Annotated in this window: 10 protein-coding genes; 2 read left to right on the forward strand and 8 right to left on the reverse strand. The window is 50.8% G+C overall.

Features of this window, described 5'->3' with window-relative positions; genetic code table 11:
- Positions 1-270: 270 nt before the first annotated feature.
- Both ntrC and glnL read right to left on the reverse strand, forming a co-directional pair.
- Positions 271-1,686: a nitrogen regulation protein NR(I) gene (gene ntrC, locus RW114_RS11720; RefSeq protein ID WP_340122939.1), complete on the reverse strand. Its 1,416-nt coding sequence runs from the start codon at positions 1,684-1,686 to the stop codon at positions 271-273.
- Positions 1,679-2,740: a nitrogen regulation protein NR(II) gene (gene glnL, locus RW114_RS11725; protein ID WP_340122940.1), complete on the reverse strand. Its 1,062-nt coding sequence runs from the start codon at positions 2,738-2,740 to the stop codon at positions 1,679-1,681. Before glnL ends, ntrC begins: the two co-directional genes overlap by 8 nt.
- Before the next feature lie 312 nt (positions 2,741-3,052).
- Here glnL and RW114_RS11730 point away from each other — a divergent pair, with 312 nt between their 5' ends.
- Together RW114_RS11730 and RW114_RS11735 are read left to right on the forward strand one after the other, a co-directional pair.
- Positions 3,053-4,273 carry an NAD(P)/FAD-dependent oxidoreductase gene (locus RW114_RS11730; protein WP_340122941.1) on the forward strand — a complete coding sequence of 407 codons (1,221 nt, stop codon included), beginning with the start codon at positions 3,053-3,055 and terminating at the stop codon, positions 4,271-4,273.
- A gap of 240 nt (positions 4,274-4,513) precedes the next feature.
- A complete protein-coding gene (locus RW114_RS11735) occupies positions 4,514-7,174 on the forward strand; it encodes a molybdopterin-dependent oxidoreductase (protein WP_340122942.1) in 2,661 nt (886 codons plus the stop codon).
- 215 nt (positions 7,175-7,389) lie between these two features.
- Here the strand turns inward: RW114_RS11735 and RW114_RS11740 are convergent, their stop codons facing one another.
- The 6 genes from RW114_RS11740 to RW114_RS11765 form a co-directional block, all read right to left on the reverse strand.
- Positions 7,390-9,108: a bifunctional protein-serine/threonine kinase/phosphatase gene (locus tag RW114_RS11740; RefSeq protein WP_340122943.1), complete on the reverse strand. Its 1,719-nt coding sequence runs from the start codon at positions 9,106-9,108 to the stop codon at positions 7,390-7,392.
- A gap of 125 nt (positions 9,109-9,233) precedes the next feature.
- Entirely contained in the window at positions 9,234-10,712 is a 1,479-nt protein-coding gene (locus RW114_RS11745) for a NarK family nitrate/nitrite MFS transporter (protein ID WP_340122944.1), read from the reverse strand.
- A 187-nt stretch (positions 10,713-10,899) separates the two neighbouring features.
- Positions 10,900-12,150 (reverse strand): alginate export family protein, encoded by a 1,251-nt coding sequence (locus RW114_RS11750; protein WP_340122945.1) that lies wholly within the window; start codon positions 12,148-12,150, stop codon positions 10,900-10,902.
- A 142-nt stretch (positions 12,151-12,292) separates the two neighbouring features.
- Complete coding sequence (locus tag RW114_RS11755; RefSeq protein WP_340122946.1) at positions 12,293-14,083, reverse strand: ABC transporter ATP-binding protein; 1,791 nt, start codon at positions 14,081-14,083, stop codon at positions 12,293-12,295.
- A 157-nt stretch (positions 14,084-14,240) separates the two neighbouring features.
- Positions 14,241-15,257 carry an ABC transporter permease gene (locus RW114_RS11760; RefSeq protein ID WP_340122947.1) on the reverse strand — a complete coding sequence of 339 codons (1,017 nt, stop codon included), beginning with the start codon at positions 15,255-15,257 and terminating at the stop codon, positions 14,241-14,243.
- 179 nt (positions 15,258-15,436) lie between these two features.
- The gene (locus tag RW114_RS11765) at positions 15,437-16,828 is read right to left on the reverse strand and encodes a CmpA/NrtA family ABC transporter substrate-binding protein (RefSeq protein ID WP_340122948.1); all 1,392 of its coding nucleotides are present in this window, start codon (positions 16,826-16,828) and stop codon (positions 15,437-15,439) included.
- Between the last annotated feature and the right edge of the window lie 338 nt (positions 16,829-17,166).

Here is a 17,166-nt window from a genome sequence, read left to right on the forward strand (position 1 = left end):
GCATCTGACCTCCATGGATGGAGGAAATGCAGAATGATTGCCGGGAGCAATCACTGCCTTGTAGGCAAAAAAAATGCGGCTGATTAGGCCGCATTAGAGAAGGATATAAAACTCTGAATTCCGAGGAGGAAATTTACATCTCAAGAGTTATGTGTATATTAGCGATAAATGATAAACATTGGAATGTGACATATTGTCGCAGTGTCTTAGTAAGTAATCAATATCCCTTCTGTGAAGGAATAATGGCACACAACGAAACAAGACATAGGTCTACAATTCTATCCCCATTTCCTGAATCTTCCGGGTCAAGGTGTTCCTGCCATAGCCCAATAAAATAGCCGCTTCGTGGCGTTTTCCGTGGGTAAAGTTTAAAGCCGCTTGAATCAAAATGGTCTCGACAGCGGGGATGATTTGTTTGGCGATTTCGGCCTCGTTTCCGCGCAATAGCTGCTGGTCTATCCAGTTTCTGAGTAAGGTTTCCCAGCCGTTTTCGGCAGCGTTTTTTTCTGCTGGGGTACCTAGCAACTCGGGCGGCAGGTCGTGCAGATGAATTTCCCGCCCCGAGGCCATCACCGTCAGCCAACGACAACTGTTCTCCAGTTGCCTGACATTGCCCGGCCAGTCCAGCGTGCTTAAAAAAGCCTCCACTTCAGGTTTTAACACTTTAATTTCGGTATTCAGTTCGAGCGCCGCCTGATTTAAAAAGTGGCGCAGCAGTAAGGGGATGTCCTGTTTGCGCTCCCGCAGCGGCGGTATGTGGATGCGGATCACGTTTAAGCGATGGAACAAGTCTTCCCTGAAGCGGCCCTGGTCTACCAGTATTTCAAGGTCCTGGTGGGTGGCAGCAATAATGCGCACATCGACTTTAACGGAGGCGTATGACCCGACCGGGTAGAACTCGCCATCAGCCAGCACCCGTAATAAACGGGTTTGCAGTTCGGCGGGCATGTCGCCGATTTCATCAAGAAACAAGGTGCCGCGATCGGCCTGCTCAAAGCGGCCGGCGCGGCGTGATTGCGCGCCGGTGAAAGCCCCTTTTTCATGACCAAACAGTTCCGATTCCATCAGGTCTTTGGGGATGGCGGCCATGTTCAGCGCAATAAACGGATTGCCTGCTCTGGGGCTGTGGCGATGCAGGGCTTTGGCGACCAGTTCCTTGCCGGTTCCCGATTCGCCGTTGATCAGTACGGTGATATGCGATCTGGCCAGTCTGCCGATAGCGCGGAATACCTCCTGCATCGACGGCGCTTCGCCGATGATTTCCGGCGTGGTTTCTTCTGCCGCATACGTCGGGGAATCCGAGATTTGCTGTTGCCGGCTATGAATACAGGCTCTATGGGCGAGATCGACGACTTCCTTAATATCGAAGGGTTTGGGCAGGTATTCAAACGCACCGCCATGGAATGCCGAGACTGCGCTTTCCAGATCGGAATGCGCGGTCATCACAATAACCGGCAGATTCGGGTGACTCAGTTGAATCTTGTCCAAAAGTTCCAGCCCGTCCATGCCGGGCATACGAATATCGGTAATCAGCGCATCGGGCAGATAGTCCTGCAAGGCGCTCAGCAAATCGGCCGCACCGGAAAAACTGCGGGTGATAATGTCCGCTTTTTGCAGGGCTTTTTCCACGACCCAGCGTATCGATTTGTCGTCATCGATGATCCAGACAGTTTCGGCTTTAGTCATTTTCTGATTCCCCTTGGGTGATAATCGGTAAGAAGATTGAAAACACCGTGTTTCCGGGTTCGCTATTGCATTCAATTAAACCGTTATGCTGATTGATCAAGGCTTGGGCTATGGATAATCCCAGCCCTGTGCCGTCGGCGCGTCCGGTAATCATCGGGTAAAATATCTGGTTCATCATGTCGATGTCGATGCCCGGTCCGTTATCGATAATGTCGCATTTGACCGCCAATTTGTAGCGCTTGCGACCGATGTTCACTTGCCGGTGAATCCGGGTTCTGAGGATAATGCCGCCTTCGCCATTTAACGCCTGAACGGCGTTCTTGGCGATATTCAAGATAGCCTGGATCAGTTGGTCTTTATCGGCCAGGATGTCGGGAATACTGGGGTCGTAGTCGGATTTAATGGTGAGGCTGCGGCTGGATTCTGCTTGAACCAACTGTCTGACCCGCTCCAGCACTTCGTGAATATTGATGGCCTTTTTATTGGGTAGTTTGTTGGGGCCGAGCATTTTATCCATCAAGCCTTGCAGACGGTCGGATTCGGCGATGATAATTTGGGTGTATTCCTTGAGTTCCGGGTCGTGTAACTCCAGATCCAGCAATTGTGCCGCGCCGCGTAAACCGCCCAACGGGTTTTTGATTTCATGCGCCAAGCCTCTGACCAGCAATCTGGCGGTGTTCTGCTGGGTTAATAAGTGTTCTTCCTTGGATATGCGCAGATGATTATCCACTTGTTGCAATTCGACCAGAATCTCGTTGACCCGCTCATTTTTCAATAACGGCGTTAAGCTCAAATTAATGGTGAGGCTGTGGGTCATACGATCCAGGATAAGCTCGCGGTCCATCAGCGGTTCCGCCATGGTCAGGCATTGCTGCAAATTGACCAGCAACGCGGGATCGGAAGACTTGAACAACTCATAAGCGCCGAGGCCTACCAAGTGGCGCGAGCTGTCGGCAAGCAAAATCTCGCCGGCAGAATTGATGTAAGTGAGCGTTAGGGCGCGATCAAATAACAGGATGGCGGTATTAAGGTGATCCAATATACGTTTATACATGGTTTGCTTAAGATTGTTTAAAGTAAGAGCGTTATCGTTTTCATAGCAATTTGTGGGCCGGAAAAAGGCGAAAGGCGAAAGGCCAAGGGCTAAGGGCAAAAGTTTTTTTCCCTTTTCGTCTTTCGCCTTTTGCCTTTCGTCTGTCTTTTTATATTACTGTCCAATTAAGTGCGCCAGCAATTTAATTATGCACCATTTTAGCGCATTAAATTTGTATTTTTAGGATTTAGATTCAGGAAAACACCCAAGTCGGTTTACGGCATACGGATTGCTTGTGAATTGAAAATAGCATTCAATCATAAGGAACACCCGATGAAACAACGCTTGGTCGTGATCGGCAACGGCATGGCGGGTATGCGTACCGTAGAGGAACTGCTGACCGCCGCGCCGGATAAATACGCCATCACCGTGTTCGGTGCCGAGCCTTACGGCAACTACAACCGCATCATGCTGTCCTCGGTGCTGTGCGGCGAAAAAACCATTGAGGATATTGTGATTAATAACCGTCAGTGGTACCTCGACAACGGCATAACGCTCTATGCGGGCGAAGCCAAAGCCGTGACGCGGATAGACCGGAAAAACAAAAAAGTCTATGCGCAAGACGGCACATTTGCCGGCTATGACCGGCTGTTAATCGCTACCGGTTCCAAAGCCGTTATAGCGGAGATCGCCGGCAATGATCTGGAGGGCGTAATCAGCTTTCGGGACATTGTCGATGTCAACAAAATGCTTAGCTACAGTCGTAGCCATAAAAAAGCCGTGGTCTTGGGCGGCGGGTTGTTAGGCCTGGAAGCCGCCAACGGTTTGGTTTTAAGAGGCATGGATGTGACCGTGATCCATAATCATGAAATCTTGCTGAACCGGCAAATGGACAGACCCGCAGCAAAAATGCTGCAAACGGAACTGGAGCAACGCGGCCTGAAATTTAAGATGGCCGCCAAACTTAAGCAATTGTCGGGCGATGAAAATGGTCATATCACCTCTGTTTGTTTTGATGATGGCAGTCAACTCGAATGCGACCTGTTTATTATGGCCATCGGCGTACGCCCCAACATGGCGCTGGCTCAGGAAGCGGGGATTTATTGCGAGCGCGGCATCGTCGTTAACGATACCTTGCAAAGTTACGATCCCAGCATTTACGCGGTAGGCGAATGTATCCAGCATCGCGGCGCTACCTTCGGCCTGGTCGCCCCGCTGTTTGAGCAGGCCAAAGTCTGTGCCAATCATCTCAGTGCGCATGGCGTGGCTGAATATATTACCTTGCCGACCGCGACCAAGCTTAAAGTCACCGGTATCAACCTGTTTTCGGTCGGCGATTTTCAAGGTGATGTAAACTGTGAATGCATCCATTTTACCGATCCCGCTATAGGCATTTACAAGAAACTGGTCATTAAGGCCAATAAGCTGATTGGCGCGGTGCTGTACGGTGATACGGCCGATGGCAGCTGGTATCAGGAATTGCTGGAGCAGGAAGACAATATTTCCGACATAAGAGATATGTTGATTTTCGGTAAAGCTTATGCAGTTACTTAGGAACGTGCATGAAATAACTTGAGCCAGTTTTATTTTTAAACCATGAAGAACATGAAATGCATGAAGGATTTAAGTCTTCATGTCCTTCATGCTCTTCGTGGTAATTGCTTAAATTAATTTATGCATGTTCCTTAGCAGATGCCGGTTTTCAATGGAACACGGATAAAAAATCCGTTTGAACCCGTTTAAATCAGTGTCATCCGTTTTCTATTTTCTAATTATTGAGTATTTTTAGATTTAATGAATAAACCCATACAAACCACTTGCCCTTACTGCGGCGTGGGCTGCGGCATTAGCGCCAAAGTCGATGAAGCGCATCATCGCCTTAAAATCAGCGGCGACACTACGCATCCGGCCAATTTCGGGCGGCTATGCTCCAAAGGTTCGGCGCTCGGCGAGACGGTTGAACTCAAAGGCCGACTGTTGCAGCCGAAAGTCTACGGGCGAGAAACCAGCTGGACCGAAGCATTGGATCTGGTCGCCGACTCCTTTATCCGCGCTATCGAAAAATATGGCGCCGACGCGGTGGCGATTTACGGCTCCGGGCAATTGTTGACCGAAGATTATTACGTCGCCAACAAGCTGATGAAAGGCTTTATCGGCAGCGGCAATATGGATACCAACAGCCGCTTGTGCATGTCGTCGTCGGTGGCCGGGCATAAACGCGCCTTCGGTTCCGATACCGTGCCGGGCTGTTACGAAGATTTTGAACACGCTGAGATGATCGTGCTGATCGGCTCCAATGCCGCCTGGTGTCATCCGGTCAGTTTCCAACGGATACGCGCAGCCAAGGAAGCCAATCCGGCGTTAAAAATCGTGGTGATCGACCCGCGCCGCACCGCCAGTTGCGACATCGCCGATTTGCATTTGCCGCTGGCGAGCGGCAGTGACGCCGCCTTGTTTAACGGCCTGCTGCATTTTTTAAGCGAACAAAACGCGCTGGATTCGGCTTATATAAAAGCGCATACCGAAGGCTTTGCCGAAGCGTTGGATGTAGCCGGTATCGATAGTGAACAGCTTGCCGATTTTTGCGGCTTAGATAAAGACGACCTGCAGTGTTTTTATGACTGGTTTGCCGGGCATAAAAAAGTGATGAGCTTATACAGCCAGGGCATCAATCAATCGGCATCCGGAACCGACAAGGTCAACGCGATTATCAATTGCCATTTGGCAACGGGCAGCATAGGCAAACCGGGTTGCGGGCCATTCTCGCTGACCGGACAACCCAATGCGATGGGCGGGCGCGAAGTCGGCGGCTTGTCGAATCAATTGGCCGCGCATATGGATTTTTCCAATGCCGACGACATAGATCGGGTCGCACGGTTCTGGAATACGGCAAACATTGCCAAACAGCCGGGTTATCCGGCCGTGGAATTATTTGACGCCATTTACGACGGCAAAATCAAAGCCGTGTGGATTATGGGTACCAACCCGGTGGTCAGTCTGCCCAATGCGAATAAAGTCAAACTGGCCTTGCAGCGTTGCGAGTTTGTGGCAGTGTCCGATTGCATCAACGATACCGATACCACCGCTTTGGCGCATGTGCTGTTACCCGCGCAAGGCTGGAGCGAAAAAGACGGCATGGTCACCAATTCCGAGCGGCGCATTTCACGGCAACGGGCGTTATTTAAACCTGCCGGCAGCGCCAAACCGGATTGGTGGATCGTCACCCAAGTCGCAAGGCGCATGGGTTTTGAACAGGCATTCCATTATCAAAGTCCGGTGGAGATTTTTCGCGAACACGCGGCGTTGTCAGGCTTTGAAAATAACGGCCAACGTGACTTTGACATATCGGCATTTGCGGACATTACCCGGCACGATTACGACAGTTTGCAGCCGATCCAGTGGCCGGTTAATCAGGCCTATCCGCAAGGCAGGGCAAGATTGTTCGAGGACGGGCGGTTTTATACCGAATCGGGCAAAGCCCGGTTTATTGCGGTTACGCCACGCCCGCCGGTCAATCCGCCGGATCAGGATTACCCGCTGATTTTAAATACCGGCCGTTTGCGCGACCAGTGGCATACCATGACCCGCACCGCTATTGCGGCGCAACTTAATCAGCACAAGCCCGAGCCATTTGTCGAAGTGCATCCTGCTGATGCGCACTACTTAAATTCGCGCCCACAACAGCCTGCTGATATACCCAATTTGGCCATCATTGAAAGCCGTTGGGGTTCAATGATTGCGCGGGTACAGATTACCGACAGTCAACAGCCAGGCAGCATCTTTGTGCCGATGCACTGGACCGAACAATACGCCAGTCGCGGACGCATGGGTGCGTTAGTCAATGCTGCGGTCGATCCGATTTCCAAGCAACCGGAAAGCAAGCACACGCCGGTGCGCATCAAGGCTTATCAACCTGCCTGGCAAGGTTTTATCCTGTCCCGGCGCGAGTTAAGCATCAGCGATCCGGACTATTGGGTAAAAATGAAAGGCGAACAGGTTTACCGCTATGAACTGGCCGGGATGGCCTTGCCCGAAAACTGGCAGGCATGGGCGCAACAGAACCTCTGCGACAGCGCCGGCGAAACAATCCAGTGGCAGGAATATCAAGATGCCGCTCGGGGCAATTACCGGGCCGCACGTATCGTCAACAATCAGCTGGAAAGCGTGGTTTTTATCGCCGTCGAGTCTGCGTTGCCGGAACGCAACTGGTTGCTCTCCCTATTCGCAAAAAAAGAATTGGAAATAGCGGAACGCATGGCCTTATTGACCGGCAAGCCGCCCTTAGGTGTCGCCGATGTCGGCACTATCGTTTGCGCCTGCTTCAATGTCGGCGAAAAAACCATCCAACAGGCAATCAGGGAAAAAGGACTTAAAACCCATCAGGAAGTAGGTCGATGCCTTAAAGCCGGAACCAACTGCGGCTCTTGTGTGCCGGAGATCAAGGCGCTGTTGTGATGATTATGCGGGTTCTCAAGCTGGAGAGACTGTGAAATTATTATCCACATCTCTGGTTCCCACGCTCCCGCGTGGGAATCCATACTGACTCTGTATGTCGTCATACTTCCATATGCGTTCCCACGCTGGAGCGTGGGAACGAGGGTAATCGCGGCCTCCTATCGCGGGCACGGCCCGCTCCTACAGTGTTATCGTGCTGTCCGTGGACGATGGATCTAGGTCAACAAATACAGCAAAACCAGATTAGTGAGCAGCAGGATTGCCGATAAGCCTTTCCAGAATAATAACGGATTGCGCTGAATCAAAGGGATGGCTTCCTTGGCGCTCAGGAACTTCGGATTGGGTGTGGACAGGTCAAACAGAAACTCCGATAAATCGTCATAGCGAAATTGCGGGCTTATTGCGGTCGCTTTTTCTAAGGCGCCGTCAATCCAGAGAGGAACCATCGCGTTGTGATGAAAACTGGGCACATAGTGCAGTTTTGCCAGATTCATTTTGTCGGGTTTTTCAGGCATATCCTGGCCGAAGGGCAGGGCGTTGTTCAGCATCTCGTAAGTGATCACCGCCAGCGAAAACAGCTCGGATTTTACCGTGCCCCGCTGCCCCAGATGATATTCGGGCGCGGCGTAATTTAAGGTGCCGAGTATATTGTCGGTCTCGCTGTGATCCAGCGGGGTGATTTCTGCGATGCCGGCGATTTTAACCGAACCGAAATCGATGATTTTAACGACGCCGTTTTTATCGAACATGATGTTTTCAGGCTTCAAATCCTGATGCAGCATTTCCATGCGATGAAAAGCGCGCAGACCTTTAGCAATCTGCTCGACAATTCTTCTGGCTGCTTTAATGTCAGGCTTCGGATGGTCGGTAATCCATTGCCTAAGCGTCGGACCTTCAAGAAATTCGGTGACGTAATAAATGCAGCTTTTTTCCCGATCGGCGCTCAGAACTTTCAGCACATTGTCGTGATGAATGCGTTTCCCCGCCCATTCTTCATGCAGAAAATGCTCGATGTAATGGGTGTCGTCATCATAAAGGATGGACGGGGTTTTTAAAATAACCTGAGTGTGGGTTTGGGTGTCGAATGCCCGATAAATCTGGGTGCGTTTGCTGGCATGCAATTCGGCCTCAATCCGGTAGCCGTCGATGACCATGCCGGGTTCCAGCGGCGGCGGGAAGGGCAGGTTGGTGTGGCGGCGAATAATCTCGTCTTCGTTGGCTTCGGGCAGTTCATCGATTCTGAGCAGCTGGCAGGTCAGATTGTCGTCGCTGTGATTGGCTGCGGCCTGTTGCATGACTTTTTCGGCAACCAGCGTTAAATCCGCAGACTCTTGGACGAGTTTTTTCAGGATTTTTTCATCGATAAAATCGTGTATGCCGTCAGTCGTCAGCAAAAACAGATCGCCTTTTTCCACAGGACGCGACTGGTAATCGACTTCCAGGCGCGGCTCTATGCCCATAGCCCGGTTAAGATAATTCTTTTCTTTAACCCAGATGCGGTGATCGCGGGTTATCTGCTCAAAATTACCTTGGCGCAAGCGATAAATGCGAGAATCGCCGATATGGAAAATATGCGCCGTGGTCGATTTCAGGACGATGATACTGAGCGTGCTGACCATGCCTTTGGTCGATTCATAGCGGACTTGTCCCTGACTGTATAGCCAGGAATTGGTCGCGGAAAGAATTTTCTGCCCGGCAAGTTTGACCGACCACGAGTCCGGGGTGCTGTAATAATCGCTTAAAAAGCCGATCACACAGCAGTGGCTGGCCTGTTTTCCGGCGTCGCTGCCGCTCATGCCGTCGGCGATCGCAACGGCTATGCCTTTATGGATAAGCTGCGGGCCTTCCGGTATTAAGGAACCGAAAAAATCCTCATTATCCGGCTTGATGCCTTTATCGCTGGCAGAGCCGATGCTGACTTTGAGTGTTGGCATGGTGTATGTTTAAGGCGAAAGGCGAAAGGCGAAAGGCGAAAGGCGAAAGGCGAAAAATTGAAATACCCTTTAAACTTAGGTGCAAGCTATTTTTGCCCTTCGTCCTTCGCCTTTTGCCTGATTTATTAATTCAACTCAATCATTTCCACGGTGCCGTCTTCCTGAACTTCGGCCATGTGTCCTTTGGGTTCATCGATAAACTGTACGGCGACCAACACGGATAATGCCACGACCGCGATGACTGTAAAAAATGCCGCCGGGGTAACAAACGATAATATAGTCAAAAACAGTACGCCGCCGACATTGCCGTAAGCGCCGACCATGCCGGCAATCTGTCCGGTCATCCGCCGTTTTATCAACGGAACTATCGCATAGACGGCACCGCAGCCGGCTGATACAAAGCAAGAGCAGGCCATGGTGACCAATACCGCCAACGCAATAGACCATTCCGGATCAATCAGCGACATGCAAAAATAGCCCGCCGACAGACCCAAAACAAAAATACTTAACGACAGTTTACGGCCGAATTTGTCGCTAACCCAGCCGCCAAGCGGCCGCGCAACCAGATTGATAAAGGCAAAACTCCCGCCCAGTAAACCGGCTTGCACCATGCTGATGCCTTGCGATTCATGGAAGGTTTCAAAGAAAAACAGCGGCAACATCGAAACTACCGCCAGTTCCGAGCCGAAGGTAATGAAATACGCCAAATTCAGAATGGCAACCTGCTTGAATTTGTATTTATGAATTTCATCGACCGGTTGTTGCAGATGCTCCTCATTGACGTGGATAATTTTATAGACGTTATAGAGGAATAAAACCCAAATGCCGATATAAATGCCAATGGCGGCGACGTTCGATAACAGGTTAGCGCCTGTTGGCGATAGTTTCCAGGTTAACAGGCTTAAGGTGGCGTACAAAGGAATGTTCATCAGAACATAGAAGAACAAGTCCCGGATGCTGGTCACTTCCATCGCCCCGGCTTTTTTAGGCTTAAAATAAGTCGAGCCTTTGGGGGTATCGGAGACACTGAAAAAATAGATGACCGAATAGATCAGGGACATAGCGCCGGTGGTTGCAATCGCATAGCGCCAGCCTTCGTCGCCGCCATAGATCAAGGCGAGAGCAGGCAAGGTTCCGGCCGCAGCGGCTGAACCGAAATTTCCCCAACCGCCGTAAATTCCTTCGGCAATGCCCACTTGTTTGGCCGGAAACCATTCGCCGACCATGCGGATACCGATCACAAAACCGGCGCCGATAAAGCCTAACAAGAAACGGGCCAGGGCCAGTTGCTCAAAACTGGTGGCAAAAGCGAACATAAAACAGGGAATACTGCCCGTCGCCAGCAGTGTTGAATAAGTCCGTTTAGGGCCGAATTTATCAACCAGAATGCCGATCACAATCCGCGCCGGAATGGTCAAGGCGACATTTAAAATCAGGATGGTTTTTATTTCCGAGTTGCTCATACCCAGCGTTTTAGCGATCACCATCATTAACGGCGCGTGGTTAAACCACACCACAAAGCTGATAAAAAAAGCCATCCAGCTCATATGGAGAATTTTGGTTTTCCCCGAGAAGGACAGCAGGTTAAGGTGTGAAGATGACATGGTTGATTCCCAGTTATTAAAGATTTACTCGGGGAAATGCAGGTTGCATGCCACACCGGCAAAGACCGTTTAATACCGGGTTATTTGGGCCACGTAGCGGTATAAAATGGAAACAAGAGGCTAATGCTTAGTGACTAAGAAGCACCATAATAATGCTGGTTGCATCATTATGGTGCGGCGCAAGGGCTTAAAAACTGATATTCCCCTGCAACCAGATTTTTTGGGTATCGGTGCCGAATTGATCGGCATCGTAATAAGCGTATTTGGCCAGCAGGGAATAATGCTTGCCGAATTTTTTGGTGGCCTGGAAATCCCATTCCTTGCCGTAATGAAGGCTGCCGGTGTCATCGGTGAAATCATGGTAAACACCGGTTAATATCACGCTGCCGCGATCCAGTACGGTATGCACTGCGCCGGATACGTCGCGGATACCGTCTCTAGGCGTAACCAGGAATAAGTCCGCCCAGCCCTGGAACGCATGGTTGGTGCCTAGCGGCGTATCAAAAGTTTTATTGAGCCCTTTGCCGTCAAGTTGTTCAACTGCCCCTTGGAAAGTGAAGTTATAGGCGGTAACGCCGCCCATCAGGTTGATGCGGCTCGCGTCATAGTGGGTCGCGCCGTGTCCGTAATCTTCCTGATGTCCCCATTCGGCGGTATAGACCACACCGTAGTTATCACTCAGCTTTAGAGTGTCTCCCGGTTTTTGATAGTTGGTCATACGCAAGCCATAGGTTTGGCTGGATTTTTCATAATTTTCGCGCTCGGTATAATCCAGCCAGTAGCCGTAACCGACCAGGTTGCCGTAATCGCCGACTTTATAACTGATGTTCAGAATCGGGGCTTCGATGTTTTCGGTCGTGGAGGTAAATGTATTGACGTTGCCGATATAGCCTGCGTTAACGGTCAGGCCGAACAGCTGTTGATTGCTGTGGGTGATCAGCACCGAGTCGAAGGTGGTTTCCATCTGCCGCCAGCCGACGTTGCCGATAAAGCGGTCGTCGTCGAGCTTGATGCGTTGCCGGCCGCCTTTAATCAGTGTATCGGGAATACCGGCATAGCTGAGCCATAATTGATTGAGTTCGCTTTTCTCAGGATCGGCAACCGTTGAGTAAGCGGTATTGCCGTTGCGCGTACTGTTGAAATCCTCCTGCATGGCCAGATTGCCTTCGTATTCGGCATAGCCTTGCAGGCCGTGAAAGGTCGGTGACAGCAAACCTGCCCGCAGGCGTGCGGTGTTGGCATTGGCGGTTTTTTGCGGGCCTTGGTCTTGATCGACATTTTCGTAACGGTAATTCAAGTCAATCTTGACCGCGCCGTTTTTACCGTAATGATAAAAATTGAGCGCGTCTTCAACATCCTGGGTAACACCGGCTACGGCTGAACCGCTTACGACTAGCGCCAGCAACGATACGGGAAGTTTTGTTTTTTTCAGCGGCATAAAGCCTCCTTTTGTGTTTAATGTTTGATGTTATGCAATACGTAGGATGTGCTGAACAAAGTGAAGCGCATCGTTCGCGATTGATGCACTTCGTACCTCAGCACATCCTACGCATTGACTGTTTTTATGCTTTTTGTAGAACCTAATGACTATGGTCGCACTCGGTCAGAAAGTTTAAGATGCTCTCCCGGTATTTGTAGTAATCGGGATGTTCCAGCAACGCTTTACGGTTGCGCGGCCTGGGCAAATCGATGTTTTCTATTTTGCCGATTTTGGCGTGCGGGCCGTTGGTCATCATTACCACCCGGTCTGCCAGCAGTATGGCCTCGTCGACATCATGGGTGACCACAATGGCGGTGACCTGGGTTCTTTCCCAGACTTCCATCAACACTTCCTGCAATTCCCAGCGGGTCAACGAATCCAGCATGCCGAACGGCTCGTCCAGCAACAGCAGTTTGGGCGATAAGGCGAAGGCGCGGGCGATGCCGACGCGCTGGCGCATGCCGTTGGACATGTCGGCGGCTTTTTTGCGCAGCGAATCGCTCAAGCCGACGCGGGTCAGGTAATAGCCGACGATGTCATCGCGTTCCGATTTGGAGGCATGGGGATAGACCTTATCGACGCCCAACATCACGTTTTCGAATGCAGTCAGCCAGGGGAACAGGCTGGGCGCCTGAAACACTACACCGCGATCGGGGCCTGCGCTGTCAATCTCCTTGTTGTCCAGGATAATAACGCCTTCGGAGATGCTGTTTAAACCGGCGGTCATCGATAACACCGTGGATTTACCGCAGCCGGAATGACCGATGATCGAGATGAATTCGCCTTTTTTCATCTTCAGGTCGAAACCGTCCACGACCTTAACCGAACTGTTGCCGTCGGGTGTCGGGTAAATTTTACACAGCTTTGAAAACTCCAGATAACGCGGGCGAGCTACCTCATCCTGTGTGGGTTTTATCGCCAGGGATGGTGTGTATGCCGCAAGCCTGCCGGGAGCAGGCGCGGCAAAGGCCGAATAAGCACGATTCCAGTCATTGTCGGTGTTAGGTTTGATTTTGGGCAGGACGATTTTATCTTGGGCCATATCCTGGTTTTTTGCGATGCCGATGTCCATTAAATAACGGGTTATTTCGGCGCGTAAGCGTTTAAACTCGGGGTTATGGTTTAATGCAGTCCGGTTCCTGGGGCGCTCGATATTGATAGGAAAATCCGGGCCGAAGGTCGCATCGGGACCGGGATTAAGCGGGATAACCCGATCCGCCATATAGATGGCCTCATCGACATCGTTGGTAATCAGGATGACGGTCTTCTTTTCCTGTTCCCAGATTTGCAAAATCTCATCCTGCAAGTTACCGCGCGTCAACGCATCCAGCGCGCTGAGCGGTTCGTCCAGCAACAAAATATCGGGACTGGCGGCCAAGGCTCGGGCGACATTGACCCGTTGGCGCATGCCGCCGGACAGCTCGGCGGGTTTTTTAGCCATCGCCGCGCCGAGATTAACCATCCTGACGTATTTTTCGGTATGCGCACGGCGTTGTTCGGCAGGCCAGTGTTTGAATATCTGATCGACCGCCAGCGCCACGTTTTCAAACACCGTCAGCCACGGCATCAGCGAATAGTTTTGGAACACCACGCCGCGGTCCGGTCCCGGCGAGGTAATCGGCAGACCTTGTTTTAGCACCTCGCCGCTGTCGGCCTGAATCAACCCGGCAATCGTTGAAATCAGCGTGGTTTTGCCGCTGCCGGAAAAACCGACTATGGCAACGAATTCGCCTGCTTTAATGCTCAGGTTGATATTGTTGAGTATGGATGCCGCGCCATAGCTTTTGCACACCGCCTTTAATTCGAGTAAAGGCTGGTAGGCGTCATTCGATGGCGCAGGCGGGTTATTTTGCATGTGTTTATTGACAATGTTGAGGTTCAAGACGGACATCTCGGCTCCTGGTTAGGCATAGAAAAAGCAGTTGTCCACGAAAGTGAGGTCATGATTGTGGGGGCGACTTTAGTCGCCGATTGTTACTGCCTGGGCGCCTTGCGTCGCCCCCACATCAGTATTTTTCGTGTCTTTCGTGCTTTTCGTGGATAAATAATTAAAGCGTTCTACCGAAAGAGAACAGGTTTTGTAGTGACTGCATGATGCGGTCCAACGCAAAGCCGATCAGTCCGATCGTAAACACCGCGACCATAATTCTCCCTAAGGAGTTGGAACTGCCGTTCTGGAATTCATCCCAGACGAATTTACCCAACCCCGGATTTTGCGCCAGCATTTCCGCAGCGATTAACACCATCCAGCCCACGCCCAAGGACAAACGCATGCCGGTGAAAATGTAAGGCAACGCGGACGGCAAAATGATTTTCCTGATTTGGGTGCTCCAGTTAAGTCGCAATACTTTGCCGACATTGATCAGGTCCTTGTCTATCGATGACACGCCGACGGCGGTGTTGATCAGCGTCGGCCACAGCGAACACAGCGTGACGGTAATTGCGGAAGTCAGGAACGATTTTTCAAACCAGGAGCCATCGCCGCCCGCATACATGGCACTGACTACCAAGGTGACAATCGGCAGCCAAGCCAACGGCGATACCGGCTTGAAAATCTGCACCAGCGGATTGATCGCGGTGTTAAACACCGGACTCATGCCGCAGAACAGACCTAGCGGTACGGCGATCAGGGTGGCAATGGCAAAGCCTGCAAACACCGTGTACAGGCTGGTATAAATCTTATCCAGATAGGTAGCCTGGCCGTTATAGGGACGGACCTTGATTTCAGCGGCCGGATCTTCAGCGTGTTTTTGTTCGTTGCGGGCTTGCTGACGTTGGTAATACTCGGCTTCTTTAGTCCGTTCGGCATAATGGTCGTCAAGCAATCCGCCTGCTTCGTGCCACACCGCGACCGGGCCGGGAATAGTGCCCAGACTGGTGTTAACCTTGGATGCGGAGAAGCTCCAAAGCCCCAGGAAGAGTATAAAAGCGAGTATCGGCACGCTCATGATCAGCCACAGTTGGCGGATTTGCAGCGAGGGATTCTCTCCGGCCGCTATTTTTGCCAGAGGAACAAACCAGGTGAGTCCGGTTATGTTTAAAAATTTGATCAGTCGGTTATGCATAATAGGTACCTTTAAAAAACAGGTGAAAGGTAAAAAAACAGGCAAAAGGTTAAAGGCGAAAGGTAAAAAAGGCGCGTCCTTGCACTCAGTTAACGTCCACTGTTGATAGACACCCACACATAAATCGGACTGGTTCCCACGCCGTAGCGTGGGAACGATGTCAATGCTGCAAATATCAACTACTCGACCACCTTGCCGCCGACTACTTTTTGCTTGCCCTTAAGGCCGATAGGAAATTTGGTCAGATAATCATTCGGCTTGCTGCCGTCATAAACAATGCCGTCAATAAAATCATCGGTCGGCGCTTTAAAGCCGGTTTCAGTGTCGGCAGGAAAATCACTGGCTTTGGCCTTGCCGTCTGCAATCAGCGCCTTGGCCGCAGCCCTATAAATATCCGGGCGATAAACCTGTTTGGCAGTTTCCATAAACCAGGCATCCGATTTTTGTTCGTTGATTTGCCCCCAGCGGCGCATTTGGGTCAAATACCAAATCGCATCGCTGTAGTAGGGATAAGTCGCGTTATGCCGGAAGAACACGTTGAAATCGGGCAAATCGCGCTTGTCGCCTTTTTCATATTCAAAGGTGCCGGTCATGCTGTTGGCAATCACCTCGTAATCAGCGCCGACATACTGTGATTGCGACAACATTTCGACCGCTTCAGGACGATTTTTGTTGTTATCCGCATCCAGCCACATCGCGGCGCGAATCAGGGCTTTGATGACCGCTTTATGGGTATTGGGGTTTTTGTCGGCCCACTCTTTGCTGACGCCAAAAACCTTTTCAGGGTTGTTTTTCCAGATTTCGTAATCGCTGATGACCGGCACGCCGATGCCTTTGAATACCGCTTGCTGATTCCACGGTTCGCCGACGCAGTAGCCGACAATCGTGCCCGAGTCCATAGTGGAAGGCATTTGCGGAGGAGGCGTTACCGACAACAGCGCGTCAGCATCAAGCTGGCCGGATGTATCTTGAGGGGGAGCATAAAAACCGGGTTTAATACCGCCGGCCGCCAGCCAGTAACGCAATTCATAATTATGTGTTGAGACCGGAAATACCATGCCCATATTGAAAGGCTTGCCTGCGCTTTTATATTTTTCAACGACAGGTTTCAGGGCGTCGGCTTTAATAGGATGTACCGGTTTGCCGTCTTTGATCGGAATATGCGGCTTCATTTGCTGCCAGACATCGTTGGATACGGTAATCGCATTACCGTTTAAATCCATGCTAAACGCAGTAATAATATCGGCTTTGGTACCAAAGCCGATGGTTGCACCAATGGGCTGACCTGCCAGCATATGCGCGCCATCCAGTTCGCCGCCTATCACCCGATCCAGCAACACTTTCCAGTTGGCCTGCGCTTCCACTTGTACGGAAAGACCTTCATCTTCGAAATAGCCTTTTTCCAAAGCAACCGCTAAAGGCGCCATATCGGTCAGTTTGATGAAGCCGAGCTTTAAGCTGTCTTTTTCCAGTTTTTCAGCCGCATCGGCACTTAAGGTAAAGGTTAATAGGGATGCGGCGGTTAATGCCGCAGCCAGTTTCTTAATAGTAATTATCCGGGTTTGTTTCATGATGACCTCATTAAGCTGAAAAAAATCGGGCAAAAAAAAACGTCGCCAAACAGAATGTCCGATGCATTCAGTCCGGTTAGACGCCTTTGTCAATATGGTTCGCCGTTGAACCAAGATTTTTTTAGTACTCCGCCATTGGAGTCCTTATCCTGTTAAAAGCAAACGTTATGCCAAAATTGCCATTCAGTTATTCTTGTAGATATTATTCAATAAATACAGTTTGTTATGGTTTATATTAGAATGGTATTGATAGTCGGGCTTGTGCAGGCAACGCATCGAATCCGTGCAATTTCCTCGTGTGATGCACCAATTTGAGTTCTTTTGATGGGTCATGTCGT

The sequence above is a fragment of the Methylobacter svalbardensis genome (assembly GCF_037671525.1).
Lineage (GTDB): Bacteria > Pseudomonadota > Gammaproteobacteria > Methylococcales > Methylomonadaceae > Methylobacter_A > Methylobacter_A svalbardensis.